This is a genomic window from Nonomuraea sp. NPDC050663 (assembly GCF_044456985.1).
Classification (GTDB): Bacteria; Actinomycetota; Actinomycetes; order Streptosporangiales; family Streptosporangiaceae; genus Nonomuraea.
On sequence record NZ_JBITGL010000008.1, the window covers coordinates 263,157 to 288,932 of the forward strand.

General features: G+C 71.2%; 28 protein-coding genes. 18 read left to right on the top strand and 10 right to left on the bottom strand.

Annotated features, from left to right (window positions below; translation table 11 throughout):
- Positions 1-131: 131 nt before the first annotated feature.
- The 4 genes from ACIBH1_RS26155 to ACIBH1_RS26170 are packed head-to-tail and all read left to right on the top strand — an operon-like array spanning position 132 to position 3,328.
- On the top strand, positions 132-881 hold the full coding sequence (locus ACIBH1_RS26155; RefSeq protein ID WP_397316548.1) for an ABC transporter ATP-binding protein: 750 nt from the start codon (positions 132-134) through the stop codon (positions 879-881).
- Positions 878-1,612 carry an ABC transporter permease gene (locus ACIBH1_RS26160; RefSeq protein WP_397316549.1) on the top strand — a complete coding sequence of 245 codons (735 nt, stop codon included), beginning with the start codon at positions 878-880 and terminating at the stop codon, positions 1,610-1,612. The genes ACIBH1_RS26155 and ACIBH1_RS26160 overlap by 4 nt, the downstream gene beginning before the upstream one ends.
- Positions 1,612-2,595 (top strand): ABC transporter substrate-binding protein, encoded by a 984-nt coding sequence (locus tag ACIBH1_RS26165; RefSeq protein ID WP_397316550.1) that lies wholly within the window; start codon positions 1,612-1,614, stop codon positions 2,593-2,595. The genes ACIBH1_RS26160 and ACIBH1_RS26165 overlap by 1 nt, the downstream gene beginning before the upstream one ends.
- A complete protein-coding gene (locus tag ACIBH1_RS26170) occupies positions 2,582-3,328 on the top strand; it encodes an ABC transporter permease (RefSeq protein ID WP_397316551.1) in 747 nt (248 codons plus the stop codon). The genes ACIBH1_RS26165 and ACIBH1_RS26170 overlap by 14 nt, the downstream gene beginning before the upstream one ends.
- Here the strand turns inward: ACIBH1_RS26170 and ACIBH1_RS26175 are convergent.
- Positions 3,325-3,723 (bottom strand): nuclear transport factor 2 family protein, encoded by a 399-nt coding sequence (locus ACIBH1_RS26175; protein WP_397316552.1) that lies wholly within the window; start codon positions 3,721-3,723, stop codon positions 3,325-3,327. The two genes, ACIBH1_RS26170 and ACIBH1_RS26175, sit on opposite strands and share 4 nt — an antisense overlap.
- 53 nt (positions 3,724-3,776) lie before the next feature.
- Between ACIBH1_RS26175 and hemL the strand changes: the two genes are divergently transcribed.
- Positions 3,777-5,066 carry a glutamate-1-semialdehyde 2,1-aminomutase gene (gene hemL / locus ACIBH1_RS26180; protein WP_397316553.1) on the top strand — a complete coding sequence of 430 codons (1,290 nt, stop codon included), beginning with the start codon at positions 3,777-3,779 and terminating at the stop codon, positions 5,064-5,066.
- Between the two features lie 10 nt (positions 5,067-5,076).
- On the opposite strand, the gene ACIBH1_RS26185 is transcribed toward hemL, so the two are convergent.
- Both ACIBH1_RS26185 and ACIBH1_RS26190 read right to left on the bottom strand, forming a co-directional pair.
- Positions 5,077-6,309, bottom strand: coding sequence for a hypothetical protein (locus ACIBH1_RS26185; protein WP_397316554.1), 1,233 nt, complete (start codon positions 6,307-6,309; stop codon positions 5,077-5,079).
- A complete protein-coding gene (locus ACIBH1_RS26190) occupies positions 6,306-8,981 on the bottom strand; it encodes a hypothetical protein (protein WP_397316555.1) in 2,676 nt (891 codons plus the stop codon). Before ACIBH1_RS26190 ends, ACIBH1_RS26185 begins: the two co-directional genes overlap by 4 nt.
- Before the next feature lie 246 nt (positions 8,982-9,227).
- Between ACIBH1_RS26190 and ACIBH1_RS26195 the strand changes: the two genes are divergently transcribed.
- Genes ACIBH1_RS26195 through ACIBH1_RS26205 form a run of 3 tightly spaced genes read left to right on the top strand, consistent with a single transcriptional unit; the run spans position 9,228 to position 11,430 of the window.
- Positions 9,228-9,629, top strand: coding sequence for a GntR family transcriptional regulator (locus ACIBH1_RS26195; RefSeq protein WP_397316556.1), 402 nt, complete (start codon positions 9,228-9,230; stop codon positions 9,627-9,629).
- Entirely contained in the window at positions 9,626-10,471 is an 846-nt protein-coding gene (locus ACIBH1_RS26200; protein WP_397316557.1) for an ABC transporter ATP-binding protein, read from the top strand. The genes ACIBH1_RS26195 and ACIBH1_RS26200 overlap by 4 nt, the downstream gene beginning before the upstream one ends.
- Positions 10,468-11,430 (top strand): ABC transporter permease, encoded by a 963-nt coding sequence (locus ACIBH1_RS26205; RefSeq protein WP_397316558.1) that lies wholly within the window; start codon positions 10,468-10,470, stop codon positions 11,428-11,430. The genes ACIBH1_RS26200 and ACIBH1_RS26205 overlap by 4 nt, the downstream gene beginning before the upstream one ends.
- A gap of 13 nt (positions 11,431-11,443) precedes the next feature.
- Here the strand turns inward: ACIBH1_RS26205 and ACIBH1_RS26210 are convergent, their stop codons facing one another.
- The gene (locus ACIBH1_RS26210; protein WP_397316559.1) at positions 11,444-12,268 is read right to left on the bottom strand and encodes an SMP-30/gluconolactonase/LRE family protein; all 825 of its coding nucleotides are present in this window, start codon (positions 12,266-12,268) and stop codon (positions 11,444-11,446) included.
- 71 nt (positions 12,269-12,339) lie between these two features.
- On the opposite strand from ACIBH1_RS26210, the gene ACIBH1_RS26215 reads away from it, so the two are divergent.
- Positions 12,340-13,299 (top strand): NAD(P)H-dependent flavin oxidoreductase, encoded by a 960-nt coding sequence (locus tag ACIBH1_RS26215; protein WP_397316560.1) that lies wholly within the window; start codon positions 12,340-12,342, stop codon positions 13,297-13,299.
- Here the strand turns inward: ACIBH1_RS26215 and ACIBH1_RS26220 are convergent.
- Positions 13,296-14,345 (bottom strand): serine hydrolase domain-containing protein, encoded by a 1,050-nt coding sequence (locus ACIBH1_RS26220; protein WP_397316561.1) that lies wholly within the window; start codon positions 14,343-14,345, stop codon positions 13,296-13,298. The two genes, ACIBH1_RS26215 and ACIBH1_RS26220, sit on opposite strands and share 4 nt — an antisense overlap.
- A 143-nt stretch (positions 14,346-14,488) precedes the next feature.
- On the opposite strand from ACIBH1_RS26220, the gene ACIBH1_RS26225 reads away from it, so the two are divergent.
- Together ACIBH1_RS26225 and ACIBH1_RS26230 are read left to right on the top strand one after the other, a co-directional pair.
- Entirely contained in the window at positions 14,489-15,034 is a 546-nt protein-coding gene (locus tag ACIBH1_RS26225; protein ID WP_397316562.1) for an RNA polymerase sigma factor, read from the top strand.
- Entirely contained in the window at positions 15,031-15,675 is a 645-nt protein-coding gene (locus ACIBH1_RS26230) for a hypothetical protein (protein ID WP_397316563.1), read from the top strand. The genes ACIBH1_RS26225 and ACIBH1_RS26230 overlap by 4 nt, the downstream gene beginning before the upstream one ends.
- 58 nt (positions 15,676-15,733) lie before the next feature.
- On the opposite strand, the gene ACIBH1_RS26235 is transcribed toward ACIBH1_RS26230, so the two are convergent.
- Together ACIBH1_RS26235 and ACIBH1_RS26240 are read right to left on the bottom strand one after the other, a co-directional pair.
- Complete coding sequence (locus tag ACIBH1_RS26235) at positions 15,734-16,909, bottom strand: GrpB family protein (protein WP_397316564.1); 1,176 nt, start codon at positions 16,907-16,909, stop codon at positions 15,734-15,736.
- Complete coding sequence (locus ACIBH1_RS26240; RefSeq protein WP_397316565.1) at positions 16,906-17,784, bottom strand: EamA family transporter; 879 nt, start codon at positions 17,782-17,784, stop codon at positions 16,906-16,908. Before ACIBH1_RS26240 ends, ACIBH1_RS26235 begins: the two co-directional genes overlap by 4 nt.
- A gap of 182 nt (positions 17,785-17,966) precedes the next feature.
- Between ACIBH1_RS26240 and ACIBH1_RS26245 the strand changes: the two genes are divergently transcribed.
- Positions 17,967-18,878, top strand: coding sequence for a LysR family transcriptional regulator (locus ACIBH1_RS26245; RefSeq protein ID WP_397316566.1), 912 nt, complete (start codon positions 17,967-17,969; stop codon positions 18,876-18,878).
- Between the two features lie 18 nt (positions 18,879-18,896).
- Here the strand turns inward: ACIBH1_RS26245 and ACIBH1_RS26250 are convergent, their stop codons facing one another.
- Positions 18,897-19,751: an EamA family transporter gene (locus ACIBH1_RS26250; RefSeq protein WP_397316567.1), complete on the bottom strand. Its 855-nt coding sequence runs from the start codon at positions 19,749-19,751 to the stop codon at positions 18,897-18,899.
- Positions 19,752-19,798: 47 nt separating this feature from the next.
- Here ACIBH1_RS26250 and ACIBH1_RS26255 point away from each other — a divergent pair, with 47 nt between their 5' ends.
- The 5 genes from ACIBH1_RS26255 to ccsB are packed head-to-tail and all read left to right on the top strand — an operon-like array spanning position 19,799 to position 24,180.
- Positions 19,799-20,428 carry a histidine phosphatase family protein gene (locus tag ACIBH1_RS26255; RefSeq protein ID WP_397316568.1) on the top strand — a complete coding sequence of 210 codons (630 nt, stop codon included), beginning with the start codon at positions 19,799-19,801 and terminating at the stop codon, positions 20,426-20,428.
- Between the two features lie 55 nt (positions 20,429-20,483).
- Positions 20,484-21,050, top strand: coding sequence for a TlpA family protein disulfide reductase (locus tag ACIBH1_RS26260; protein ID WP_397316569.1), 567 nt, complete (start codon positions 20,484-20,486; stop codon positions 21,048-21,050).
- Positions 21,043-21,786, top strand: a complete 744-nt coding sequence (locus ACIBH1_RS26265; RefSeq protein ID WP_397316570.1) for a cytochrome c biogenesis CcdA family protein — start codon at positions 21,043-21,045, stop codon at positions 21,784-21,786. Before ACIBH1_RS26260 ends, ACIBH1_RS26265 begins: the two co-directional genes overlap by 8 nt.
- Positions 21,756-23,276 (top strand): cytochrome c biogenesis protein ResB, encoded by a 1,521-nt coding sequence (locus tag ACIBH1_RS26270; RefSeq protein ID WP_397316571.1) that lies wholly within the window; start codon positions 21,756-21,758, stop codon positions 23,274-23,276. Before ACIBH1_RS26265 ends, ACIBH1_RS26270 begins: the two co-directional genes overlap by 31 nt.
- Positions 23,266-24,180: a c-type cytochrome biogenesis protein CcsB gene (gene ccsB / locus ACIBH1_RS26275; protein ID WP_397316572.1), complete on the top strand. Its 915-nt coding sequence runs from the start codon at positions 23,266-23,268 to the stop codon at positions 24,178-24,180. Before ACIBH1_RS26270 ends, ccsB begins: the two co-directional genes overlap by 11 nt.
- Here ccsB and ACIBH1_RS26280 read toward each other — a convergent pair.
- Complete coding sequence (locus ACIBH1_RS26280) at positions 24,157-25,020, bottom strand: NAD(P)-dependent oxidoreductase (RefSeq protein ID WP_397316573.1); 864 nt, start codon at positions 25,018-25,020, stop codon at positions 24,157-24,159. The two genes, ccsB and ACIBH1_RS26280, sit on opposite strands and share 24 nt — an antisense overlap.
- A 75-nt stretch (positions 25,021-25,095) precedes the next feature.
- Here ACIBH1_RS26280 and ACIBH1_RS26285 point away from each other — a divergent pair, with 75 nt between their 5' ends.
- Positions 25,096-25,422, top strand: coding sequence for a winged helix-turn-helix transcriptional regulator (locus ACIBH1_RS26285; RefSeq protein ID WP_397316574.1), 327 nt, complete (start codon positions 25,096-25,098; stop codon positions 25,420-25,422).
- Here ACIBH1_RS26285 and ACIBH1_RS26290 read toward each other — a convergent pair.
- Complete coding sequence (locus ACIBH1_RS26290; RefSeq protein WP_397316575.1) at positions 25,419-25,730, bottom strand: PLDc N-terminal domain-containing protein; 312 nt, start codon at positions 25,728-25,730, stop codon at positions 25,419-25,421. The two genes, ACIBH1_RS26285 and ACIBH1_RS26290, sit on opposite strands and share 4 nt — an antisense overlap.
- Positions 25,731-25,776: the final 46 nt, after the last annotated feature.

Here is a 25,776-nt window from a genome sequence, read left to right on the forward strand (position 1 = left end):
GTTTCCGGTCTTGGAGTTTGAAGGCCCCAAGGATGCCGAGTCAAGCCGTTTCCAGGCTCTTGACACCCAATCCGTCCGTCCGGCATTGATGGAAGCATAAATTCCATTATTGGAAACAAGGAGCCTTTGAGGTGCGTGAACTCCTGTCCGTCCGTGAGGTCGGCAAGACCTACACCGGCGCCAAGGGTCAGCAGGTCACGGCGCTGGCGGACGTGGACCTCGACGTCGCGGAAGGGGAGGTCGTCGCCCTCATCGGACCGTCGGGCTGCGGCAAGTCGACGCTGCTGCGCATGATCGCCGGTCTGGACGGCGACTTCGACGGGGAACTGATGTGGACAAAACCTCCGCGTCCCGGAAAGGACATCGGGTTCGTCTTCCAGGAGCCCGCTCTGCTGCCGTGGCGTTCGGTGGAGCGGAACGTGTCGCTGGGGCTGGAAGCCCTGCGTGACAACTCCCCGGAGGCCCGCCGGCGCGTCAGCGATCTACTGGACCTGGTCGGCCTGGCCGACTTCGCCCAGTCCTTCCCCAAGGAACTGTCCGGAGGGATGCGCCAGCGGGCCGCCATCGCGCGGGCGCTCGCCTACGACCCGCGCATCCTGCTGATGGACGAGCCCTTCGGCGCGCTGGACGCGATCACCCGGGACCGGCTGCACGACGACCTGCTGCGCATCTGGGAGGCCACCCGCAAGACGATCATCCTCGTCACGCACAGCGTCGAGGAGGCGACCTATCTCGCGGACCGGGTGGCGGTGATGTCGGCGCGACCCGGACGGATCAAGGCCGTGCACCGGGTTCCGCTGGATCGTGACCGCGACCCCTCGACCCGGCGGCTGCCGCAGTTCGCGGAGTTCGCCGGGATGTTGCGGCAGGAGCTGGAATGAGCCGCCTGCTCAGGACCCTCGGCTACGCGGTCGTCATCGTCGGGCTCTGGAGCCTGTACGTCCGGCTGGCCGACGTGCCCGCCTACCTGCTCCCCGCGCCCGAGGAGGTGCTCGGGGCCCTCGCCGGGCTGGTGGGCGACGGGACACTCTGGCCGCACCTGCTCTACACGGCGCGCAACATCGTGCTGGGCTTCGCGGGCGGTTCGCTGATCGGGATCGCGCTCGGCTGGGCGCTGTGGTCCTCGCGGCTGTTGCGGGAACTGCTCAATCCCTATCTCGTGCTGCTCCAGGCCGCTCCCAAGATCGCGGTGGCGCCGCTGCTCGTGCTCTGGTTCGGGCTCAGCCTGACCTCGCAGTACGTGCTGATCCTGCTGCTGGTGTTCTTCCCGATGATGGCCGCCACGATGCTGGGACTGAGGGACGTTCCCGCCGACGTGGCCACGCTGGGCAGGCTGCTGAACCTGTCACGCGCGCAGTATCTGTTCAAGATCCAGATCCCGGCGGCGACTCCCGCGCTGCTGGCCGGAGCCAAGATCGCCGTGATCGACGCGATGACGGGCGCCTTCCTGGCCGAGTATCTCTCGGCGCAGCGGGGGCTCGGCTACCTGATGATCCTCGGCAACACGTCCAACGACACCCCACTGCTCATAGCCGCCGTGCTGGTCACGGTCCTGGTCGGGCTGACCGGCTTCGGCCTGGTCTCGCTCGTGGAAAGACTGAGGAGAATCTGATGAAGAAGATCTTTTTCGTCCTGTTAGCAGCACTCGTGACCGGCTGCAGCCCGGCCGCCTCCACGGAGTCGGCCGACGGCGTCAAGCGGGTCACCATCCAGATCGACGGCGCCGCCGTGCCGTACTACGCGCCCCTCTACGCCGCCAAGGAGCAGGGCTTCTTCTCCAAGGCCGGGCTCGATGTGTCCTTCACCTACGCCGCGGGCTCCGACATCGTCAAGAACGTGGCCGCGGGCAACGTCGACTTCGGCTTCCCCAACGGCGACTCGGTCATCACCGCGTACGGCAAGGGCGTCAAGGCCCAGGTCGTCCACACGACCTACCAGCAGGGCATCGGCGCGCTGCTGTCGACCGCGAAGGCCGGCATCAACACGCCCGCCGACCTCAAGGGCAAGAACGTGGCCGTGACCGACCTCGGCAGCCCCAACTACATCCAGCTCCAGGCGATGCTCAAGCAGGCGGGCCTGTCCCTGCAGGATGTGAACGTGACCACGATCGGCACCGGCGCCATCGTGGACGCGCTGAAGAACGGGCAGGTCGACGCCATCGTCTTCTCGCGGCTGCGCTACTACGCGCTCAAGTCGGCGGGGGTGGACGTGCGCCAGATCCTCAGCGACGAGTTCCTGCCGTCCTTCGGCAACGTCGTGGTGACCAGCCCGGAGAAGGTGAAGGACGACCCGGCCACCGTCAAGGCCTTCGTCAGCGCCCTCGACCAGGGGCTCGAATACGCCTCCAAGGATCCGGCCGCCGCGGTCTCCATGGCGGTGGAGAAGTACGCGCCGACCTTCAACGGGCAGCAGGAGGCGGTCACCGCCATCGTGAAGGACGTCTTCGTGAAGACGCTCTGGCACTCGCCCGACGGTTTCGGCCACGCCGACGAGAACCGCTGGCAGCAGGCGATCGACGCCCAGGTGGGCTACAAGCTCATCGACGCCTCCTTCAAGGCGGGCGACATGGTGGTGAAGCCGGATGCGCTCGGCTAGTCTCGGCGCTCTTTCGCTCCTGGCGGGGGTGGCACTCTGGTGGCTGGTCGCGGTGGTCTTCTCCATCCCGGCCTACCGCCTGCCCACGCCAGGGGCGGTGGCCTCGCACGCCCTGGCGCTGGCGGGGGAGGGGGCGCTGACCCTGCACATCCAGCAGACCCTTGCGGAGGTCGTGCAAGGGGTCCTGCTGGGCAGCACGCTAGGGGTGGTCGTCGCGGTGGTGTTCGTCCGCGTCCCCGTGGTCGAGCGGCTGCTGATGCCCGTCATCGTGGTGGCTCAGGTCACGCCCAAGATCTCCATCGCCCCCTTGATCGTGTTGTGGCTGGGCCTGGGGATCGGCTCGAAGATCGCTCTGATCGCGCTGGTCTCCTTCTATCCCGTGCTGGTGAACATGGTCATGCGCCTGCGGGGAATCCCGCAGGGCGTCGAGGACCTGGTGCGGCTGCTGCGGCTGGGTCCCGTCGCGCGGCTGGTCAAGATCGACCTGCCGTACGCCCTGCCCGCCGTGGCGCTGGGCCTGCGGCTGGGGGTGCTGGCCGGGGTCACGGCCGCGGTGATCGGAGAGTTCATCGGCGCGGAGGCCGGACTCGGCTACCTGGAGCGGCAGGCGGCCGAGAACGACGACATCCGGCTGGTGATGATCTCGCTGGGGCTGCTGTGCCTGGTGGCCTGGGCGCTCTACGCCCTGGTGGGGCTGGTGGAGCGCCGGGTGGGCGAGCGCTTCGGGGCCTAGCCCCGCTTGGCGGGCTCCCAGCCGTAACCCCATCCGCCCTGGACCATGGTCTGGAACGCCCAGCCGTCCTCGGTGCGCACCAGCAGGTCCGCGTAGTGCATGGTCTGCTCCTGGCCGTCGATCGTCATCGTGGCCTCGGTCTCCACGACGCAGAGGTTCTCGGTCAGGTGGTGCGGGGTGCGCTTCGACCTGAGGTTCAGGTCCGCCGTGCCGCCGCCCATCGCCTCCTTCATCGCCTCGACGTACTCCTCTCGGGTCCACTGCTTGGCCGCCGCGTAGCCGCCCGGCACGTCCGTGACCACGTTCATGGGGAAGACCGCCATGTCGGCCAATTTCTCGATGTCTCCGGTCTCCGCCAGCTTGTCGTAGTCCTCGAACCACTTCTCGATGCTCATATGTACGTTGTACCGTACGCCGTACGGAGTTGCCAAACGGTAACCTTGATGCGGTGAGCATCGAGAAGTCCGAGGCACTGTTCGCCCGCGCCCGCGCCATCGTCCCCGGCGGCGTCAACTCCCCGGTCCGCGCCTTCGGCGCCGTCGGCGGCACGCCGCGCTTCATGGCCTCGGGCCAGGGCCCCTACATCACCGACGTCGACGGCAACACCTACGTCGACCTGGTCTGCTCGTGGGGTCCGATGATCCTCGGCCACCGCGACCCGTCGGTCGTCACCGCCGTGTCGGCCGCGCTCATGGACGGCTTCTCGTACGGCACCGCCACGCCGGGCGAGGTCGCCCTCGCCGAAGAGATCGTCGCCCGCGTCGAGCCCATCGAGCAGGTCCGCCTGGTCAGCTCGGGCACCGAGGCCACCATGAGCGCCGTCAGGCTCGCCCGCGGCTTCACGGGGCGCTCGAAGGTCATCAAGTTCGCCGGTTGCTACCACGGTCACGTCGACGCGCTCCTGGCCTCGGCCGGGTCCGGTGTGGTCACCTTCGGGCTGCCCGACACGCCCGGCGTCACCGGGGCCTCGGCCGCCGACACGATCGTCCTGCCGTACAACTCCTTCGACGCGGTGCGCGAGGCCTTCGCCGCCTTCGAAATCGCCTGCGTCATCACCGAGGCCTGCCCGGCGAACATGGGCGTGGTCCCGCCCGCTCCCGGCTTCAACGCGTTCCTGCGCGAGATCTGCACGGCCAACGGGGCGCTGCTCATCATCGACGAGGTGCTGACCGGCTTCCGCGTGTCGAGCGCCGGGTGGTACGGGCTCGACCCGGTGGCCGCCGACCTGATGACCTTCGGCAAGGTCATGGGCGGCGGGCTCCCGGCCGCGGCCTTCGGCGGGCGCGCCGACGTCATGGCCTACCTGGCGCCCAATGGGCCCGTCTACCAGGCGGGGACCCTGTCGGGCAACCCGCTGGCGTGCGCCTCGGGGCTCGCGACGCTCCGGGCGCTCACGCCCGAGGTCTACGCGCGCGTCGACGCCGCCGCCACGACCGTGGCGCAGGCGGCCTCCTCCGCGCTCGGCGCCGCCGGGGTGCCGCATCGCCTGCAGACGGCGGGGAGCCTGTTCTCGATCTTCTTCACGGATCGTGAGGTCACGAACTTCGAGGAGGCCCAGACGCAGGACACGGGGGCGTTCAGGGCGTTCTTCCACTCGATGCTCGACCAGGGCGTCTACCTGCCGCCGTCGGCCTACGAGGCGTGGTTCCTGTCGGCCTCGCACGACGACGAGGCGATCGGTCGGATCGTCGAGGCGCTTCCCGCGGCGGCCAAGGCGGCGGCCACGGCCCAGGCGTAGAGCTCCGGCGTCACCCTGCTCCGAGGTCCAGCGCCGCCACCCCTCTCCGGGTCAGCGCCACCACCCCGCCCGGCCGGTCGAAGACGACATGCGTGATGTCGGCATGGAGGTCGACGGAAACGATTCGCGTCATCTTCCACTCGGCCGTGGTCCTGCGAAGCCGGTCGTCCCAGTGCAGGGGAGCGCGCAGCACCCGGAAGAGGTTCCACCCGCCCCAGATCGCCGCGGCCGCACCCGTGAACCACGAGGGCACGCTGAAGAAGATCACCCCCAGGCACACGGGAGCCATGACCGCCCGCAGCGCCAGCTCCACCCAGGGGCGATCGGCGCGAACCCGTAGTTCCTCGACGTGAAGCGTCGAGCCCTGGGCGAAGGCGAGGGTCGCGCCGTCGGCGGTCGGACGGACGGCGGCGAGCGGAGCCGTCGCCCGCGCCGCCGCCAGCCGCGATGTGGCCGACTCGCCGCCCGGCAGGTCGTCGATGGCGATCACCGGCCTGGACCGGTGACGTCCGCTGACGAGGACGACCGTGGTCCCCTTGATGTCGAGCAGGTCGCAGGTCACCACCCTCTCCGCCAGCTTCTGGCGATGCCGCCAGGCGTCCTGCGTGTCGGGTTCGAGGGTCGCGGCGAGGAGGGCGGGACCGGGGGGCAGGCCACGTGACCAGTCGCTGGACATGCCCGGCGACCGGGCCGGGGTGTCGCTCCAGTCGACGGTCCAGATCAGTGAGCGAGACAGGAGGGTTCCGGTCGCGACGGCGGAAACCGTGCCGTCCTCCGCACAGCTGAGCACCACGTGTGCGCGGCCGAGCCTGCCCAGGGCCACGGAGACGACTTTGCGGATGTGACGGCGGGCGGACGACGACTCCCACCCGCCCTCTCCCAGATGCGCGCAGAGCGTGACCGTGCCGTCCCGGCCGCCCGCGGCGACGGTGAGGAAGCCGGTGATTCGCTCGCAGGCCAGCGCGGTGACCGGTGCGAGGCCGGTGACAACCGTGGTGGTGACCTCCGTTCCGAGGTCGTGGGCGAGCAGCCGTCCGTCGTCTGTCGCCACGAAGAGCGTGGAGCCGGTGCACGCCGAGGCGCTGATTCCTGCGGCCAGGCGTCGGCCGGCGCGGGCCTTGCCGTCGGCGGTGGTGAGCAGCACGACGTGGCCGCCCTTGTGGACGATGACCAGGACGGTACGTCCGTCCACCTCGGCCGCGTGCAGGGCGATCGGCTCCCCGGGTTCGTCCCGGGCGTTCACGAGGCCGCCTCCGGCAGGTCCCACACCTGGACACGCCCGGTCCGCTCGCCCGCCACGACCACCGTGTGGCCGTGACTCAGCCTGACGATCCTCACCTGGGTGACGGCCGCGGGCGGCTCGTGGAAGCCGGTGATCCTCTCGTACGTCTCGCCGACGCGGAAGACCTCCAGGGGACGGTCGCAGTAGTCGTAGGCGGCTGCCATGAGCGTGACCCCGTCGCGGACGTGCGCGTCGACGTCGAACACGCTCTCGCGTGCCTGGACTCTGTTCACGGGCCCGTCGCCGAGATCGAACTCGGTGAGCTGATGGGTGTCCTGTCCGGTGAAGAGCCGTGGACGATCGCCCGGGACGAGGCGGACGCTCGTGACGAATCCGGAGTCGCGGCAGAAGTGTTCCGAGACCTCCCCTGAGCGCAGGTCGATCAGGAGAACCCGGTTCAGGGCCCCGATCGCGGCGAACGCGCGCCCGCCCAGGACCGCCACGTCGACCGACGCCCTCTGCGCGAGGAACTCATACCCCTCGGCCACCTCGAAGGCGGGCAGCTCGGCCTGCGCGGTCACGTCGTAACGGTCGACTTTGTGCCGCTCGCCCATCACGTGGAGGACGAGCGATCCGTCGAGCTCCGCGAAGGCCACCGCGGTCGTCTCGCTGCTCATCCGCCACCGGCTGCCCTTCCACTCGCGTATCGGGTGATCGGCGCCGAACAGGTCCCAGAGCAGGATGTCGGACCTGTTGCTCATGGCCAGGTAGACGTGCTCGTCGTGGACGGCGACCGCGGTGCCCGTGATCGGCAGGCCGCCCCCCATCCGCCCGGACACCACGTTGCCGCTCGTCTCGAGATTCCACACCTCGAACTCGCCGGCCGAGGAGGCGACGAGCACGTGGGGCCGCCCTTCGTGCTCGAAGAGCGACATCCGCGTGATGGAGCCGGGCAGCGTGGTCAGGGTGTAGCGCCCGCGCCCCTCGGGCTTCAGATCCAGCCACCGGACCCGCCAGGGCGCGGAGGCCGGCACGCGTGGCAGCCGGTCGAGGAGCGTGCGCGCATCGTGGGAGCGGGCCGCGAGGTCGAGGACGGCCAGGCGCGGAGAGCCGGGGAAGCGCAGGAAGTCTGGGGCGGCCTGCCGGTAGGCGCTGACGGCCGCGCCGGCGTCGGGATCGCGGGGACGGTGCCCGGCCAGGGCGCCGAGCAGGCGGTACGGCTCGGCGGCGAGCAGGAAGCCGGGATCCAGCACCAGGTCGTCGAAAGCCTCGTGACCGCCTGCCTTGCCGATGTGGGTGGCCAGGGAGGAGCGGGTGTAGAAGCCGGCCCTGTCCCACTGACGGGTGCCGTCTGGATGGACGGGCGTGTGTTCGAGCAGGAAGTCGGCGATCTGCCGATGGACGGCCCGCTGGTCACGGACGTCGCGCAAGTGGCCGGAGAGCGTCTCGTGGAAGGGCCGGTAGACCCGGTGACCCTGGTCGGTGGTGGTGGCGACGACGTAGCTGGCCGCGTGCTCGCGCAGCCATATGACGTCGGCGTAGTCGTAGTGGCGGCCCGACAGCCGGACGGCCAGGGCGATCCAGATGTCCTCGTCAGGCAGGCTGCCCTCCGCGAAGGCCAGCGGGCGCATCAGGTCGAGGGCCCGGTCGGCCCGGTCGTCGCCGAGCCGCTCGCGCAGGCTCTGCTCCATGATCTCCCCGGGAGCGCGGGAGAGCTCCTCGCGCCAGCCGGGGGTGAGCCAGCTCAGATCGGGACGATGGGCGAGCATCCGGACCAGGAGGCGGGCGACCAGGAAGGACGACCCCGCCGTACGGATCACGCCGTCGGCGACGCGGGCCACGACGCTCTCGCCGGCCTGGCGGAACGGGCTCGAAGGCGCGGCCTGGAGCAGGCCGTGCTCGACCGAACGGCGCATGGCCTCGGGATCGGCGTAGCCGCCGTCGAGGTCGATGCGCTCGCAGAGCCCGTCGAGCATGGTGAGCGCCTGGGGACGCAGGCCGAGGAGCAGGCGCACGGTCCCGTCGCCGAGCAGTCCGGCCAGCGTGCCGATGAGCAGTTCCGGATCCTCCGCCTCGTCGACGGCATCGACGAGCACGACGAGTGGAGCACCGCCCGCGGCCCGCCGCTGACGTAGCCGGCGGCGCAGCTCGGACAGGGACGGGCGGTCGGCCAGGCCCGCGGCGACGCCCACGGCGTCGACGATCTCGTCCAGGAGCATGCCGCCCGCGTAGAGCGTCTCGTCGAAGGCGGCCGGTGGGGGAGCCAGCCCGTCGTCGAGGTCGATGCGCGAACGGGGCACGTGCGGCTCGTACCTGGGGTCGGCCAGCGCCGCGACGAGCCCGAGCACGGCGGTCTTGCCGGAGCCAGGCCCGCCGGTCACCGCCAGGGCGGCGGGCGCGCCGGCGGGGTCGGCGAGCCAGGAGGCGATCCGCCCGAGCGCCTGGTGGCGGCCGACGAAGTCCCATGTGAAGCCGTCCTCCGTGACCGATGCCCTGGCCTTGGGCAGGAAGTGCTCGGCGAAGGCGGCGTCGCGGCGCTCCGTGGCCTGGCGGCGGCGGTGGAGCAGGTCGAGGTCGGGATCGCCGGGCGGCGGCGGGAGGTGATCCGGAAGCACCATGGTGTAGGTGATGTTCGTCGTGGAGCCCGTGATGTCGCCGCCGGCGACGATCGCGCCGGGGCCGGAGACCTCCATCTTGAGCGGGCGCCTGAACCGGGGCCACCTCACGAGGCGGTCGGCCTGTCGCCTGACACATCGGTATCGGAGTCCTCGACGTCGGCGCCCGCGACGGCCCGTTCGGCTCCTGTCTTCACGCCGCCTCCCACGAGAGTCCATGCGTGAGGTGATTGTTTCATCGCGCCACCCGCCCGGCCCAGCATTCGCCGGGTTGACAACCTGACCCGCAATCCAACACCCTTTCACTATTCAAATAGTGAAAGGGTGTTTTGCTTGATCGAGTTCACCCTCGACCGCTCCTCGGGTGTGTCCACCTACCTCCAGCTGGCCCACCAGGTGAAGCAGGCCCTGCGCCTGGGCACGCTCCGCCCCGGCGACCAGCTGCCCACCGCCCGCGAGGTCGTCGAGAGCCTGGCCATCAACCCCAACACCGTCCTCAAGGCCTACCGCGAGCTGGAACGCGAGGGCCTGGTCGAGGGGCGTCCCGGGATGGGCACGTTCGTCCGGCAGGGTGTGGCGGGTCCCACGCTGGCCGACCACACGCGGGTGCGGCGCGGCCTCGAAGCCTGGATGCGCGACGCGCGGGCGGCAGGGCTCGATCAGGAAGACCTGCGCGTGCTCTTCACCGTCGTCATGGCCGACCTCGCGAAGGAGGACGTGGCGTGAGCGCCGCGCTGGAGGTCACCGGGCTGGGCGTGCGCTACCGCCGGGCCTGGGCGCTGCACGACTGCTCGCTCTCGATTCCCGCCGGACGCGTCGCCGCGCTTGTCGGGCCCAACGGCGCCGGCAAGACGACGCTCATGCACGCCGCCGTCGGGCTGCTGCGCCCCGCCGCGGGCCGTGTCCGCGTGGCCGGCGAGGCGGCTTTCGTCGCCCAGGACAAGCCCCTCTACGACAGCTTCACCGTCGCCGAGATGCTCACCTTCGGGCGCAGGACGAACCGGCGCTGGGACGGCGAGGCCGCCGCCGTACGGCTCGGCGGGCTGGGCATCCCCCTGGAGCGGAAGGTCGGCGGCCTGTCAGGCGGGCAGCAGGCGCAGGTGGCCGTCACGCTGGCGCTCGCCAGCCGACCCGACCTGCTCGTGCTGGACGAGCCCCTGGCCAACCTCGACCCGCTCGCCCGCCACGACGTGATGCGCACGATCATGGCCGAGGCGGCAGGGCGCGAGCTGACCGTGCTGCTGTCGTCGCACGTCGTCTCCGACCTGGAGGAGACGTGCGACTGGCTGATCGTGCTCAACGGGGGACGGCTGCAGGTCAGCGGCGACATCGAGGAACTGCTCGACGACCATCTGGTGCTCACGGGACCGGCCGGCGCGTCGGAGGCGGGCATGCGGGTCGTGAGCGCGAGCCGTACGGACAGGCAGGTCGGCCTGCTCGTCAGGGGCACGCCCTCGCCCGACCCCCGATGGCGGGCGCGGCGGCCGGGGCTGGAGGAGCTCGTGATGGGTTACCTGCGCAATCCCGAGTCCGCGGCGATGCCCGCGCTGACGGGGGTGCGCCCGTGATCTGGGTGACGTGGCGCCAGCACCGGGCGCAGATCCTGGTGACGGCGGCCTTCCTGGCGCTGCTCGGGCTGCTGCTGCTCGGCTCGGCCGTGGAAGCGAGCCGCTACCTGGCCGAGCACGCCCCGCCCGGCTGCCCGGGGCCCGCCGTCGCGTGCGGGGAGGTGGCGGTGGCGCTCGGGCAGCGCTACGACACGGTGTACTCCGTGTTCGGCTGGATGCCGCTGGTGGCGCCCGCGCTGATCGGGGCGTTCTGGGGCGCGCCGCTGCTCGGCCGGGAGTACGAACGCGGCACCCATCGTCTGGCCTGGACCCAGGCCGTGTCCGTGCGGCGGTGGCTGGCGGTCAAGCTGGCGGTTTTGGGCGGCGCGGTCGTGGCGGGCGGGCTGCTGCTGTCGCTCATGGTCAGCCTGTGGCGGCCGGTGTTCAGGGCGGGTGTCGACACCGCGTTCGGCAACGTCGGGGTGTTCAACATGGTCGGCGTGGCCCCCGCCGCGTGGTGGTTGTACGCGTTCGCGCTGGGCACCGCGGCCGGCACCCTGTTCAGGCGCACGCTGCCCGCGATGGCGCTGGTCGTGGCCGGTGTGGCGGCGACCATGTTCACGCTGGTCCAGGTCAGCGATCACTACGCCGAGCCCGCGCGCACGGAGTTGTCGGGCACCGTGGTGCTGGAGGACCCCGACGTGCGCCTGGTCGGCTCCGCGTGGGTGGAGCCGACGGGCAGGGAGGTCGGCGAGCCGTCGGACACCGGATGCGCCCGCCGCGTGGACGTGGGGCAGAGCAGCAGGAACGCCGAGGCCTGGCAGGCGTGCCTGTTCGGCAAGGGCTACCGGTTCGCGGTGTACTACCACCCGGCTTCGCGGTTCTGGCACTTCCAGTGGACGGAGGCGGGCATCCTGACCGTCGCGGCGGCGGCGCTCGGCGGCCTCGCCGTCCACCGCACGCTGCGGCGGCCAGGCTGACGGGGCTGACGGGTCAGGGCCTGGGCGCGCCCTGGACGGGCACGGGGAAGGCGATGACCTGCCCGCTCGGCTGGGCGCCCGGCCCGCCCCACTCCTGACCGACGACGAACAGCCGGGGCTTGTCCTCGCGGCTGAGCGCGCAGGCGAAGGCGCCCCTGTCGATGCCGAGGACGGCGTCGATCGTGCCGCCCTCGCGCACCAGCACGCAGTGCTTGTTGCCCACGTCGGCGTACCAGATCGAGCCGTCCTCGTCGAGGCAGATCCCGTCGGGGTGGTCGCCGGGCGTCGCCGCCCAGACACGCCTGCCGTCCAGGCCGCCGCCGGAGACGATGTCGAAGGCGGTGAGCCGGTTGGCGTACGACTCGGCCACGATCAGCGTGGACCCGTCGGGCGTGATCGCCATGCCGTTCGGGAACGCCAGGTCGTCGGCGACCCGCTCCACCTGCCGCCCGTCGGCCGAGACGCGCACGACGAACCCGGGCGCGTACTCCCCCTCGGGGAAGTCGAAGCCGATGCTGTTCACGTAGGCGTTGCCCTGACCGTCGACCACGATCTCGTTCCAGGGCTTGCTCGACACGCCCGACAGATCCGCGTGCCGTACCAGGGAACCGTCGGCCTCCTGGCGCAGCACCTGCTGGTGCGCCGAGTCCACGACGAGCAGCCTGCCGTCGGGCAGGAAGTCGATGCACATCGGGAACGACGGCACCGACGCCCTCACCACGCCGTCGAGCGTCACCACCTGGTTGGCGCCCCAGTCGGACAACCAGAGCCTCCCGTCGTGCCAGCGGGGCGACTCGCCGAACACGATGCCTTCCATCAACACTTCGCCTGCGCTCACGTCAGGTCCTTTCCCTCGGATGGGAGGACAGACTGGAGGGAAGGGAGAAACTCATCGCAAAGGACGACCCCATGGCGCTCTCGACCGCGTTCACGGAGATGCTCGGCGTGCGGCACCCGATCGCGCTGGCGCCGATGGGCGGGTCCGCCGGAGGCGCGCTGGCCGCCGCCGTCTGCCGCGGCGGCGGCCTCGGGCTCCTGGGCGGCGGGTACGGCGACGCGGCATGGCTGGCACGAGAGGCGCCGATCGTGGCAGGCACCGGGCTCCCGTGGGGCATCGGCTTCCTGACCTGGGCCATCGACGCCACCGCCGTGGAGCGGGCGCTGGAGTACGGCCCCAGGGCGGTGATGTTGTCCTTCGGCGACCCGAGCCCCTACACGAAGTCCGTCCGCGATGCGGGGGCCCTGCTGATGCTCCAGGTCACCGGCCTTGAGGAGGCCAGGCGGGCCGTCGACCTGGGCGCCGACCTCATCGTCGCGCAGGGGACGGAGGCGGGCGGGCACGGCGGCCAGGACGGCCGGTCCACGCTGCCCTTCGTACCCGCCGTGGTGGACCTCGTGGCCCCCGTGCCGGTGCTGGCGGCCGGGGGCATCGCCGACGGCAGGGGCGTGGCGGCGGCCCTCGCGCTGGGGGCGGCGGGCGCGCTTGTCGGCACCCGCTTCCAGGCCACCGCCGAGGCCCTGGTCGACCCGTCGGTCACCCAGGCCATCGTCGAGGGGCGCGGCCAGGACACCGAGCGAAGCCGCGTGCTGGACATCGCGCGGGGCTCGGCCTGGCCGCGGGAGTATCCGGCACGGACCCTCGGCCACCCGTACCTCGACCGCTGGCGCGGCAGGGAGGACGAGCTCGCCGCCGACTCCCGGGCACGCCAGGACTACCAGGACGATGTGGCGCGCGGGGCGATCCCGCCGCTGCCGGTGTGGGCAGGCGAGGCCGTCGACCTCATCTCCGACGTGCCCTCCGCGCTCGACCTCGTCGTCGCCATGGCCGCCCAGGCCGAGGAGTCCCTGACCAGGGCGCTGGGCCGCTAACGCGCGCACATCGCCGCGTCGAACACCTCGAAGAGCCGCCTCTCGTCCTTGGGCACGCCCGTCACGTAAAGCGTGACCGCGCGTCCAGCACGGTCACGGCCGCTCAGGCTCCTGACGCCGGGAAGCCCGCCGCCGTGCATCCACACGGGCCCGCAGCTCAGCCGGACGACCGCGGGACCGAGCCCCTGGCGCGCGCCGGGCGGGTCGGCGGCCGGGACGGTCGAGGCCGACATCGTCTTGAGCGTCGAGGTGGGCAGCGACTGCCAGAACCGGTTCAGGTCGTCGGGCGTCGAGATCAGCCCGCCCGACGCCCCGAACAGGTAGCCGGGCTGGTGCGTCGTGTCGACGACCTTCTTGCCCTGGCTCTCCGGGTTGAACGGGTCCACGCCGTAGGTGTGCGCGTGCTCGCCGCGGATGCCCGTCTCGTCCTGGCGCGGCCAGTACGTGCCGTCGAGCGAGCGCAGCACGGTCTGCCGCGTGTAGGTGCGGAAACCCTTGCCGGTCACCTTCTCGATCAGCATCCCGGCCACCAGGTAATTGGTGTTGGCGTACGACCAACCGGGACCCACGGGATCGGCGTCGAGTGCCGCGCGCAGGAAGACCTTGTCGTTCAGCGGTCCCGACGGGTCGACGTGGTCGACGTACTCGGGCAGGCCGCTGGTGTGGTTGAGGAGCTGCCTGACCGTGATCGGGCGGCCGTCGAGCAGTCCGGGGGCGTACTTCTCCACCGGCGCGTCCAGCTCGATCCTGCCCTGCCGTACGAGATCGAGCACCGCGGCGGCGATCACCGGCTTGGTCACGCTCGCGATGCGGAAGTGCGCGTCCGCGCCGACCATCGGCCGGCCCGTGCCGCGCTCGGCGGTGCCGGCGGTCAGGGTGCGGACGGTGCCGTCCGGCTCCCGTACGGACAGCAGCGCCCCGGGCAGGCCGTCGCGCGTGATCAAGTGGTCGAGCTGCTTCTGGAGGGGTTGCACGGCGGCCACCGCAGGGGCAGCAGTGCCAAGGACGACGGCCGCGAGCACCGCGGCGGCAAGGTATCGACGCATGTGATCATCCTGTCGAGGCAGGGCCGCGAGATCAGTCACGTCACCCCGTCTCCTGGAGGTAGGGCCTGCCCTACCGTGGAAACGCTTCGCGCCGCCCGATCCAAGAACAGTCGTAAGGGCGAACGACGAAGGGAGCGAGGCCGGTGCGCCTCCATGATGATCCCGGGGCCTTCGAGGCCTTCTATCGCCGCCACATAGACAGCGTCCTGAGGTTCGTGGCGCGCCGGGTGGACGATCCCCACCTGGCGGCCGACCTGACGGCCGACATCTTTCTGGCGGCACTCGACTCCGCGCACGGCTACCGCTCCGGCAAGGGCACGCACACGGCCTGGCTGTACGGCATAGCCCGCAACGTGATCGCCTCCCACCGGCGCGACCGGGCACGGGAGGCGGCGGCCAACAGCCGCATGGCGGGCAGACGCCTCATGGACGACGACGACCTGGCCAGGATGGAGGAACGGATCGACGCCGAGCGCGGAGGGCGCGAGGCGATCCTGGCCATGGACAGCCTCCCCGAGGGCGAGCGCGCCGTCCTTGAGCTGGTCGCGATCGACCAGCTCACGGTGACGGAGGCGGCCGCGGCGCTGGGGATCAGGCAGGTGACCGCGCGGGTCAGATTGCATCGGGCCAGACGGGCCCTGGAAGACGTCGCTTCGCCGTCGGTGGCACTGGTGGAGGAGAAGGCATGAGCAACTTCGAGGAGCGCCTGCTGACCGCGCTCAAGCAGGAGATGGCCACGCGGGAGCCGGTCGTCCCGCCGCGGCGGCACACGGGCCGCCGGGTGGCGGGCTGGTCCGCCGCCGTGGCGGGGGTCGCGGCGGCCACGCTGTTCGCGTTCAACCTGTACGGCGGAGCGTCCGCCGCCTACGCGGTGATCGAGGACCCGGACGGCACGGTGAAGGTCCAGGTCAACGAGCTGAGCGACCCGGAAGGCCTGGAGGCGGCGCTGAAGGCCAAGGGTGTCGACGCGGTGGTGGACTTCCTGCCGGAAGGCCGCGCCTGCAAGGGCCCTCGGGGCAAGGCGTCCGGCCCGGACGGCAAGCTCGCCGTCGGCATGAGCGCGGGCAGCGGCGGATTCACCTTCGAGGTGACCGAGGGGCAGATCGGCGAGAACCAGACCCTGGTGCTGACGCTGTCGGGCGTGGGCGCGTCGGTGTTCGGCAGCCAGCTGGAGATCGTCGAGGGCCCGGTGGCGGCGTGCGAGGAGGTCGACATGCCCCAGCCGTCCCACGGGCCGGTCGGTGACGGCGACGGCGGCCCGGCCCTGAACGTGGAGCCCGAGGGCTCCGGGCCGAAGCAGACCATCCTCAAGGAGAGCGGCGGGAACTAGCCCTCTCCGCGCGAAGGCCCGGCGGCCCCCACCCGAGCAGCACGGGGGCCGCCGGGCCTCATCGGCGCCGGGCGGTGAGGCGCAGGCAGCACGCGGTGACCTCTCCCGCGTCGATCGCAGCGAGCTCCTCCTCGACCGTGACCCCGTCCAGGTCGGCGAAGTAGTACGGGCCCCAGCTCTCCTCGAGTATCGTGAAACTCCCGGCGACGGCGTCGCGGATGCGGGCCGCCGGGTGCATCCCGTGCTCCTTCGTCCATGTGGTCACGAAGTCGTCCCAGCCCAGCCCGGACTCGCGCCACCCGGCCGCCCGCCGCGACAACCACCCGCTGGTGGATCCGAGGCGGTCGAAGCACCAGCGCGCGGTGGCCTCGTCGAAACGCTCGCTCGCCCACTCCACGATCACCAGCCGCCCGCCTGGAGCCAGCAGGGAGTGCAGCAGCGCCACCACCTGGCCGGGGTCGGCGACGTGGTGGAGGGACAGGCTCGCGACGACGACGTCGTACGGTCCGCGGTCAGGCAGCTCCTCGATTGGCGTGCGGTGGAACGGCGGACCCTCGGGAGCCTCCGGATCGACGCCGGTGACGTCGTGGCCGAGCGCCGCCATCGCGGCCACGTGCCCGCCCAGCGGCCCGCACCCGACCTCCAGGATCCGGGCGGGCGCGGACGGCAACTGCGCGCGCACCAGCGCCCACGAGTGCGCCAGCCAGGCCAGATCGGGGAGCGACCTGATGAACGGCGACTTGCCCTCGGTGTACTCCAGCCGGTCGGAGGGGAACCGCCCGGCCAGCGACCGCTTCAGCGCCGCGTAGGAGTCGCGCAACGTCGCGTCGTCCCTGAGCCGGTCGCGGAAGGCCAGGTAGGCGACCCACTGCGGGTCGCCGTGCCGTACGGCGTGCACGTGGGCGACGCCGACGTCGGGGCCGGAGCGCAGCTCGAACAGGAGCCCGCCCTCGTCGCCCTGGTCGCCCTTGAACAGGTAGCCGAGCCCGGTGAGCGCGGCGACCACGGCCTCGACGTCCGCGTCATGCGTCAGCCCGACGGCTACGTCGATGATCGGCTTGGCGGGCAGGCCGGGGACGGCGGTGGAGCCGACGTGCTCGATGCCCGCCGCGAGCGGGCCGAGCGCGGCGGCGAGCGGCGCCCTGACGTCCTCGAAGGCGGCGGACCAGCGGGGGTCGTGCTCGGCGAGCCTGACGCGACCGCGCTCCAGCCCGACAGAGGAGAGATCGCTCACGCCTTCAGGCTAGCCAGTTCCCTCGCCGGCGGGGTGGTGCGTGGCCTGGTCCCCGCGTAGAGGACGCCGCAGACGACCAGGATCCCGGCGGCCACGTCGACGGCCGAGACGCTCTCGCCGGCGAACAGCGCCGCGGAGGTCAGCCCGAAGACCGGCACGAGCAGGGAGTACGGCGCGACGGTCGAGGCGTCGTAGCGCTTGAGCAGCCAGCCCCACACGCCGAATCCGCCCAGCGTCGAGATGAAGGCGACGTAGCCGAGCGACAGCCATCCTTCGAGCTCGAAGGAGATCACCGGCATGCCCTCGACGAGGAGCGACAGCAGGAGCAGGGGAGGCGCGGACAGGGCGCTCACCCAGACCATGAAGCGCAGGGAGTCGGGAGGGGTGGCGCGGCGCTGGATGACGTTGCCCAGTCCCCAGGCGGCGGCGGCGCCCACGCAGAGCAGGAAGGGCAGCAGCGGCGCGCTGAGCCCGAAGTCGACGGCGACCAGGAAGATGCCGGCGAAGGCGATGGCGAGGCCGACCACGCGGCGGGTGGTGAGCCGCTCCCCGAGCAGGAGGACGGCGAAGACCACGGTGAACACCGCGGAGGCCTGCAGGACCAGGGAGGCGAGCCCGGCGGGCATCCCCAGCTTCATGCCGACGAGCAGGAGGCCGAACTGCCCGATGCCGATCGCGCCCGCGACGCCGAGGACCCAGCGCCAGGCCACTCCGGGGCGGCCGACGAACAGCAGCGCGGGAAAGGCTGCCAGGCCGAACCGGAGGGCGGCGTAGAGCAGGGGCGGGAAGTGGCGGAGGCCGACTTGCATGACGACGAAGTTGAAGCCCCAGACGGCCGCCAGTGCGACGGCCAGTGCCACGTGGCGGGGGCGCACGCTACTTCTTGGAAGCGGCGGTGGCGCGGCGGTTGCGGGCCTGCTCGGCGAGCACCCGGAGGTAGGAGGACTCGGACGACTGCTGCTTGTTCCGCTTAATCATTCGCATGCATATATTTTCCAACGCTACATCTTCAACCACAAGCGAGACTTTCTACGCTAAACCCTTTAGGCTTGCTTACATGTTGGACTTGAACCGTCTCAAGGCCCTTCACGCCGTGCACGTCTACGGATCCGTCGGTGCGGCCGCCGACGCGCTGATGGTCACCCCCAGCGCGGTCTCCCAGCAGCTGGCCAAGCTGGAGCGGGAGACCGGCGCGACCCTGGTCGAACGCAACGGCAGGGGCGTGCGCCTGACCGACGCCGCCGGCCTGCTCGCCGAGCACGCCGAACGCATCCTGGCCCTGGTCGAGACCGCCGAGGCCGACTTCCAGGCGCTGCGTGGCGCCGTCGTCGGCCGCCTCAACGTCGGCGCCTTCCCGACCGCCGCGCGCGGGCTGCTGCCCCGGGCGCTGGTCATCCTGCGCGAGCGCCACCCCGAGCTCGAGGTCCACCTGTTCGAGCGCGAGCCCGACCGCACGCTGCGCGAGGTCGCCCGCGGCGAGCTGGACCTGGTGGTCGCGCAGGACTGGATGAACCGCCCGCTCGCCACGCCCGACGGGCTGTCGCGGCGCACCCTCTTCGACGACATCGCCGACCTGGCCCTGCCCGCCGACCACCCGCTGGCCGTACGGCGGGAGCTGGAGCTGCCCGACCTCATCGGCGAGAAGTGGATCAGCAGCTCGGTCGGTCAGGTCTGCTACGACTGGCTCGTCTACACGCTGCGCACCGCCGAGCTGGAGCCCGACATCAGCATCACGGCCGACGAGTACCCCACCCAGCTCGCCCTGGTCGCGGCGGGGCTGGGGTGCGCGATCGTGCCGCGGATGGGGCGCACGAGCGTGCCGGAGGGGGTGCGCATGGTGCCGTTGCTGCCGCGGCTGACGCGGCGTATCTACACGCTGTGGCGCGCCGACGCCGCCCGCCGCCCGGCGATCAGGGCCGCCGTGGAGGCGCTGGCGGAGGCCGGCGAGGAGTTCAGCGCCCGCCTCTAGCCGAGCAGCCGAAAGCGATCAGCTCAGCGCGATCGCCACCACGCCGCCGAGGATCACCCCGGCGGCCAGCAGCCTGCGCCGCAGGTCGCCCTCGGCCAGCAGCCTGCCGCCGAGCAGCACCGCGATGAGCACGCTCACCTCCCGCGCCGGCGCGACCACGCTGACCGGCGCCATGGTGAAGGCGAAAAGCACCAGCAGGTACGACAGCGGCATCAGCACCGCCGACGCCATGATCCGCCACCGGTGCTCCCGCCACACGCCCGCGATCATGCTGCGTTTGCGCCCCAGGACCGCGGGCGCCAGCAGGACCACCCGTCCCGCCTCCCCGAGCGAGGTGAGGATCAGCGGCGCCACCCCGAAGGCGCCGACCACCTGCGCGTCCCACACCGTGTAGCCCGCGATGAACAGCCCGGTGAGCAGCCCGAACAGGATGCCGGGCCCGTCGGCGCGCCCGCCGCCGCTCATCAGGAACACCCCGATGCCGACGAGCACGATGCCCAGCCCGCCGATGAGCCCCGGCCGCTCGTGCAGCACGACGACGGCGAAAGCACTGGCGAGCATCGGCCCGGTGCCGCGGGCGATCGGGTAGACCACGGACAGGTCGCCCTTGAGATAGCCGCGCTGGAGCGTCACGAAGTAGGCGGTGTGCAGGGCCGCGCTGACGGCCACGACCGCCAGGTCGTCCCACCCGGGCAGGTCGCCGGTGACGAGCACGTAGCCGGCTCCCACCGGCGCCCACAGCACGGTCGAGGCCACCGCGACGATCCACACGAACACCACCCCGTCGACCCGGGAGGCCTGCTTGCTGAGCAGGTTCCACGAGGCGTGGCAGGCGGCGGCGACCAGGACGAGCGACATGGCGAGGGGGCTCACGACCCACAACCCTTTCACGCCTGTCACCGCGCTAGGCTGGCCCCACCATGGCTGAGACGACCGTCGTTCACCTGCTGCGGCACGGTGAGGTCCACAATCCTCAAGGCGTCCTGTACGGCAGGCTGCCCGATTACCACCTGTCGGAGCGCGGGCGGCAGATGGCCGAGATCGTCGCCAAGTCGGTGGCCGGTCGCGACATCGTCGCCCTGTTCAGCTCGCCCCTGGAGCGTGCCCAGGAGACGGCGGCCCCGCTGGCGGCCTCGCTCGGCATGGAGCCCACGCTCGACGAGCGCCTGATCGAGGCGGCCAACTTCCTCGAGGGCAAGGTGGTCGCCGGCTTCATGCGCAGGCCGGAGAACTACCGCTACTTCCTCAACCCCCGCCGCCCTTCGTGGGGCGAGCCGTACGTCGAGGTCGTCGCCCGCATGCGCTCGATGATCCTGACCGCGCGCGAGCAGGCGCGCGGCCACGAAGCGGTGCTGGTCAGCCACCAGCTGCCGATCTGGGTGAGCCGCCTGGCCGCCGAGAGCCGGCGGTTGTGGCACGACCCGCGCCGCCGCCAGTGCGAGCTCGCGAGCCTGACGAGCTTCACCTTCGACGGCGACCGCCTGGTGAGCGTCGGCTACAGCGAGCCCGCCAGGAGTCTCATCAAGGGCCCTACTGTGCCGGGCGCCTGACCGCGCCGGTAGAGTTGCAAGCTCTACCGCTTGTAGTACAAGGAGATCTTCCTCCGTGCGCGCTGCCTCCCTCGCTCTCGCACTCCTCGCCGTCGTCGCCACCGGCTGCGCGGCAGGTCAGGATGGCCAGCCGCAGGCGGGCGACACCCGCTTCGTCGCCGGCGACGGCAAGATGACGATCTTCGCGGCGGCCGACCGCAAGCCCGCGCCCGTGATCGAGGGCCCGACCCTCGACGGCGGCACCGCCTCGCTCAAGGCGCTCCAGGGCAAGGTCGTCGTGCTCAACTTCTGGGCCTCCTGGTGCAACCCGTGCCGCGCCGAGGCGCCGATCCTCAAGGACGTGGCGGCCAAGACCAAGGCGAGCGGCGTGGAGTTCCTGGGCATCGACTTCAAGGACAGCAAGGCCGAGGCGCTGGCGTTCGAGAAGAGCGAGCAGCCCGGCTACCCGAGCCTGTTCGACCAGCCTGGCAGGCTCGCGCTGGCCTTCCAGGGCACCATCCCGCCCGCGGCGATCCCCTCGACGCTGATCATCGACGAGCAGGGCCGCATCGCCGCCCGCGCGCTGGGCGCGGTCAAGTACACCGACCTGATGAACGCCGTCACCAAGGTGCGCGATGAGTGACCTCGTCGACGCCTGGTCGCAGACCGTCGCCTCCGGCTCGCTCCTGCTCGCCTTCCCGATCGCGGTCCTGGCTGGGCTGGTCTCGTTCCTCTCGCCGTGCGTGCTGCCGCTGGTGCCCGGCTACCTGTCGTACGTCACCGGCATGAGCGCCGACCCGCGCCGGGGCCGCCTGGTGGTCGGCACGCTGCTGTTCGTGGCCGGCTTCGCGGCCGTCTTCGTCGCGGGCGGCGCGCTGTTCGGCGGGCTCGGCTCGCTGCTGTACGGCGGAGCCGACGTGATCACCCGCATCGTGGGCGTCCTGACCATCGTGATGGGCCTGGCCTTCCTCGGCGTGCTGCCCGGTTTCATGCGCGACGTGCGCATCCACCGCGCCCCCACCGCGGGCCTGGCGGGCGCGCCGCTGCTCGGCGTGGTGTTCGGCCTGGGCTGGACCCCGTGCATCGGCCCCATGCTGGCCGTGGTGCTCTCGCTGAGCGTCACCGAGGGCAGCGCCGGACGCGGAGCGCTGCTGGCGGTCGCCTACGCCCTGGGCCTGGGCATCCCCTTCATCGTCGCCGCGCTGGCCTACAGCAAGGCGCTGTCCACTTTCAAGGCGATCAGGCGGTACACCCCGATGATCACCCGGATCGGCGGAGGCCTGCTGGTGGTCGTCGGACTGCTGCTCGTGACCGGACTGTGGGGCCAGCTGGTGGCCTCGATGCAGTCGTGGATCGGCGGATTCAGGCCGGTGATCTGATGGCCGTGGAGACTCCGGAGAAGGCCGCCCAGCAGCCGAAGGGCCTGGGCGTCCTCGGCTGGCTGCGCTGGATCTGGCGCACGCTGACGTCGATGAAGACCGCGCTGATCCTGCTGTTCCTGTTCGCGCTGGCCTCCATCCCCGGCTCGCTGGTGCCGCAGCGCGGCGTGGAGCCAGAGAAGGTCGCGCAGATCTACCAGAACGACCCGGCGCTGGCCGAGTGGTACGAACGGCTGTCGCTGTTCGACGTCTTCACCTCGCCGTGGTTCGCCGCGATCTACCTGCTGCTGTTCACCTCGCTGATCGGCTGCATCATCCCGCGCACCCTCACCTTCGTGAAGGAGCTGCGGCGCAGGCCGCCGGAAGCGCCGCGCAACCTGTCGCGCCTGCCGCACCACGCGCCCGTCGACATCCCGCTGGACGAGGCGGCCCGCCGCCTGCGCAAGCAGCGCTTCCGCGTGCAGACCGGCGACGGCTGGGTCTCGGCCGAGAAGGGGTACCTGCGCGAGACCGGCAACCTGCTCTTCCACGTCTCGCTGCTGGGCCTGCTGGTCGCGGTCGGCATCGGCTCTCTGTACGGCTACCGCGGCAACGTGCTGGTCGTCGAGGGCGACGGCTTCGCCAACACCGTGGCCACCTACGACCGGTTCATCCCCGGCTCGCAGGTCAACGCCGAGTCGCTCGAACCCTTCTGGTTCACGCTCGACGACTTCAAGACCAGCTATTCGGCCACCGGCCAGGAGCTCGACTACTCCGCCTTCCTCAAGGTCAACGACACCGACGACTACGAGCTGAAGGTCAACGAGCCGCTGGAGATCAACGGCACCCAGACGTACCTGATCGGCCACGGCTACGCCCCGATCATCAAGGTCACCGACGGCAAGGGCGACGTGGTCGCCGACCGCGCGGTGCCCTGCCTGATCCTGGCCAAGGCCACGCTCCAGTCGGAGTGCGTGGTCAAGCTGCCCGACGCCCAGCCGTCGCAGCTGGGCCTGTACTTCAACTTCCTGCCCTCGAGCGACGGCCACGGCGCGTCGTACCACCCGGCCGCGCTGGAGCCCGAGCTGCGCCTGATGGCCGCCTTCAGCGGCGACCTCGGCACCCGCTCCGGCATCCCCGCGTCGGTCTACCAGATCGCCCCCGACGAGGTGCTGGCCAAGATGAAGCGCAGCTTCATGGGCTCGCAGGCGCTCAAGGTCGGCGATTCGTTCACGCTGCCCGACGGCACCGCGAAGGTCGAGTTCACCGGGGTGAGGGAGTGGATGACGCTCCAGATCGCCTACGATCCCGGTCGCACGCCGGCGCTGGTCTCGGCCGTGCTGGCCGTCGTGGGCATCGTCATGTCGCTCATGATCCGCCGTCGCCGCGTCTTCGTGCGCGACGGCGAGGTCGGCGCGCTCACTCGCACCGAGGGCTCAGCGGCGGGTTTCGCCGAGGAGTTCTCAGACATCGTCAAGGTCCTATCCGATGGAGACAGGGATGTCCGTTGAGATGATGGCCGAGGTGAGCGACACGCTCATCCTCGTGTCCGTCCTGGCCTACCTCGCCGCCATGATCGGCTTCGCTCTGGAGCTGGCGTACGGCAAGGCCCGCGCGGAGAAGCCGCAGAAGGTCGCGGTCGGCGCGGCAGGGGCCGAGGCCGCCGAGGAGGAGCGCACCCCGGAACCTCCGGCCTGGGCGCTGACCGCCGGGAAGGCCGCGCTGCTGGTGGCCTGGATCGGCGCGCTCGCCAACCTGACGGCCATCGTGCTGCGCGGCCTGGCGGTGGGCCGATGGCCGTGGGGCAACCTGTACGAGTTCGTGATCTCGATCAGCTTCGCCGCCGTGGCCGCCTTCCTGATCACGCAGACCCGCTACAACGTCAGGGTGCTCGGCACCTTCGTGATGATCGCGGGCACGCTCGGGCTGGGCGCGGCGGTGAAGTTCTGGTACACCACCGCCGGTCCCGTCGTCCCGGCGCTCAACTCCTACTGGATCGCCATCCACGTCACCGCCGCGATCCTGGCGACGGGCATGTTCGTGGTGGCAGCCGTCGCGGGCATCCTGTATCTCGTGCGCGGCGACGGCGTCTCCCGCCTGCCCGCCCGCGCCGACCTGGAGCGCATCGCGCACCGGGCGATCGTGCTGGCCTTCCCGGTGTGGACCTTCGCCGTCATCGCGGGCGCGATGTGGGCCGACAAGGCCTGGGGCCGCTACTGGGGCTGGGACCCCAAGGAGGTGTGGGCCTTCATCACCTGGGTGGCCTACGCCGCCTACCTGCACGCCCGCGTGACGGCGGGATGGCGGGGCAAGTCGGCCACGGTCGTGCAGCTGCTGGCCTTCGGCTGCCTGCTGTTCAACCTGATCGGCGTCAACATCTTCCTGGGCGGGCTACACAGCTACGCCGGTGTCTAGCAGCTCGATCACGCCCGTCGAGCCCTCGTCGCCGTGCCCGGCGGCCAGCCGCCTGGCCATCAGGTCCATGTAGGGCGTCAGCAGCTCCGGGCTGACGCCCTGCTCGTCGGCGGTGCGCAGCAGGGTGGCGTTGCCCTCGACCATCATGGCCAGGTTGGAGCTCACCCCCGTGACGTAGTCGCCGCTGGCGAGCTGCGCGGCGATCTCGTCGGTGACCGGCACCATGGCCGACAACCAGGCGGTCAGCAGCGCGGCGAACTCCTTCAGGTCGACCTGCTCGCCGCGCACCAGGGCGAAGGCGTGCGAGATGCCGGCGAACAACCCGGTCATACCGCTGAGCAGGGCGACGTCGTAGAGCGCCGCCAACCCCGCGTCGGCGCCGACGTAGCGGGTGCCCAGCGGGACGGCCAGGGTGTCACGGTGGGCCTCGAACGCCTCCGCCGGCCCGCTGTAGAAGACGTAGCCACCCGCCTCGGGCACGCCGACCATCGGCGGCACCGCCATGATGCCGCCGTCGAGGTAGCGCGCCCCCCGCGCCGCGACCCACTCGGCACGCGCCCTGGCCTCGGCGGGCGTGCTCGTCGTGAGGTTGACCACGTCCTTGCCCGCCAGATCGGCCTGCGCGAGCGCCTGACCGACCGACGCGTCGTCGAGCAGGACCACGATCACCAGGTCGGACGCGGCGACCGCCTCGGCCACAGTGCCGGCCACGCGGACGCCCTCGATGGCCCGCGCCCTGCCGGCCGTACGGTTCCACACGGTCACGTCGGCGCCCGCCGCCAGCCACGAACGGATCAGAGCGGCGCCCATCGCACCGGCGCCCAGAACAGAGATATTCATGCCGATTAGGCTGTCTTCCGGAGCGTCAGCCAGCAAGTACGCACTTTCGAGTGCGTGGTTACCGGAGGGTTAGTGATGAGGCCGGGGGCTTACCACTGCGGGATCGACGCGGCGATGGACGTGATCGGCGGCAAGTGGAAGGTGCTGATCCTGTGGGCGCTGGAAGAACGCCCGCACCGGTTCGGCGAGTTGCGGCGCGAGGTCGGCGCCACCGAGAAGGTGCTCGCGGCCCAGCTGCGCGAGCTGGAGGACGACGGCATCGTGCACCGGCGGGTCTTCGACGAGGTGCCGCCGCACGTGGAGTATTCGCTGACCGAGCGCGGCGTCTCGCTGAACGAGGCGCTGGCGCCCCTCGGTGAGTGGGGGCGCCGCAACGTGCTGGCCGTGAAGGCGGCGGGCTAGTCTTCGCCGCGCATCCGCCGTTCGAGATCCTTGAGGAAGTCGGGGTCGTCGTCGGGACCCTTCGGCGGCTGCGCGGGAGCCTGCGGCTCGCCGCCGAGCCGGGGAGACCTCATGCGCGGGGCACGCGGGCCCTGCGGGCGGCCGAGCATCAGCCAGAAGACGCTGCCGATGATCGGGACGAGGACTATCACGAGGACCCAGAGCACCTTCGGCAGGTTCCTGGTCTCCTCCTCGGGCGTGGTGATGACGTCGAAGAGCGAGTAGAGCCAGAAGGCCAGCACCGCAAGGCTGATAAGAACACCTGCCATGCCCGCACTGTAAGCCATTCCGGGGCCGTGCGAGACCTGTCGCAGG

Bases quoted from the DNA above. Each gene is read 5' to 3' on its own strand.
- ACIBH1_RS26160 (WP_397316549.1), top strand. From the start codon at position 878: ATGAGCCGCCTGCTCAGGACCCTCGGCTACGCGGTCGTCATCGTCGGG.
- ACIBH1_RS26165 (WP_397316550.1), top strand. From the start codon at position 1,612: ATGAAGAAGATCTTTTTCGTCCTGTTAGCAGCACTCGTGACCGGCTGC.
- ACIBH1_RS26170 (WP_397316551.1), top strand. From the start codon at position 2,582: ATGCGCTCGGCTAGTCTCGGCGCTCTTTCGCTCCTGGCGGGGGTGGCA.
- ACIBH1_RS26175 (WP_397316552.1), bottom strand. From the start codon at position 3,723: ATGAGCATCGAGAAGTGGTTCGAGGACTACGACAAGCTGGCGGAGACC.
- ACIBH1_RS26190 (WP_397316555.1), bottom strand. From the start codon at position 8,981: ATGGAGGTCTCCGGCCCCGGCGCGATCGTCGCCGGCGGCGACATCACG.
- ACIBH1_RS26215 (WP_397316560.1), top strand. From the start codon at position 12,340: ATGGCGCTCTCGACCGCGTTCACGGAGATGCTCGGCGTGCGGCACCCG.
- ACIBH1_RS26220 (WP_397316561.1), bottom strand. From the start codon at position 14,345: ATGCGTCGATACCTTGCCGCCGCGGTGCTCGCGGCCGTCGTCCTTGGC.
- ACIBH1_RS26230 (WP_397316563.1), top strand. From the start codon at position 15,031: ATGAGCAACTTCGAGGAGCGCCTGCTGACCGCGCTCAAGCAGGAGATG.
- ACIBH1_RS26245 (WP_397316566.1), top strand. From the start codon at position 17,967: ATGTTGGACTTGAACCGTCTCAAGGCCCTTCACGCCGTGCACGTCTAC.
- ACIBH1_RS26255 (WP_397316568.1), top strand. From the start codon at position 19,799: ATGGCTGAGACGACCGTCGTTCACCTGCTGCGGCACGGTGAGGTCCAC.
- ACIBH1_RS26265 (WP_397316570.1), top strand. From the start codon at position 21,043: ATGAGTGACCTCGTCGACGCCTGGTCGCAGACCGTCGCCTCCGGCTCG.
- ccsB (WP_397316572.1), top strand. From the start codon at position 23,266: ATGTCCGTTGAGATGATGGCCGAGGTGAGCGACACGCTCATCCTCGTG.
- ACIBH1_RS26280 (WP_397316573.1), bottom strand. From the start codon at position 25,020: ATGAATATCTCTGTTCTGGGCGCCGGTGCGATGGGCGCCGCTCTGATC.
- ACIBH1_RS26285 (WP_397316574.1), top strand. From the start codon at position 25,096: ATGAGGCCGGGGGCTTACCACTGCGGGATCGACGCGGCGATGGACGTG.
- ACIBH1_RS26290 (WP_397316575.1), bottom strand. From the start codon at position 25,730: ATGGCAGGTGTTCTTATCAGCCTTGCGGTGCTGGCCTTCTGGCTCTAC.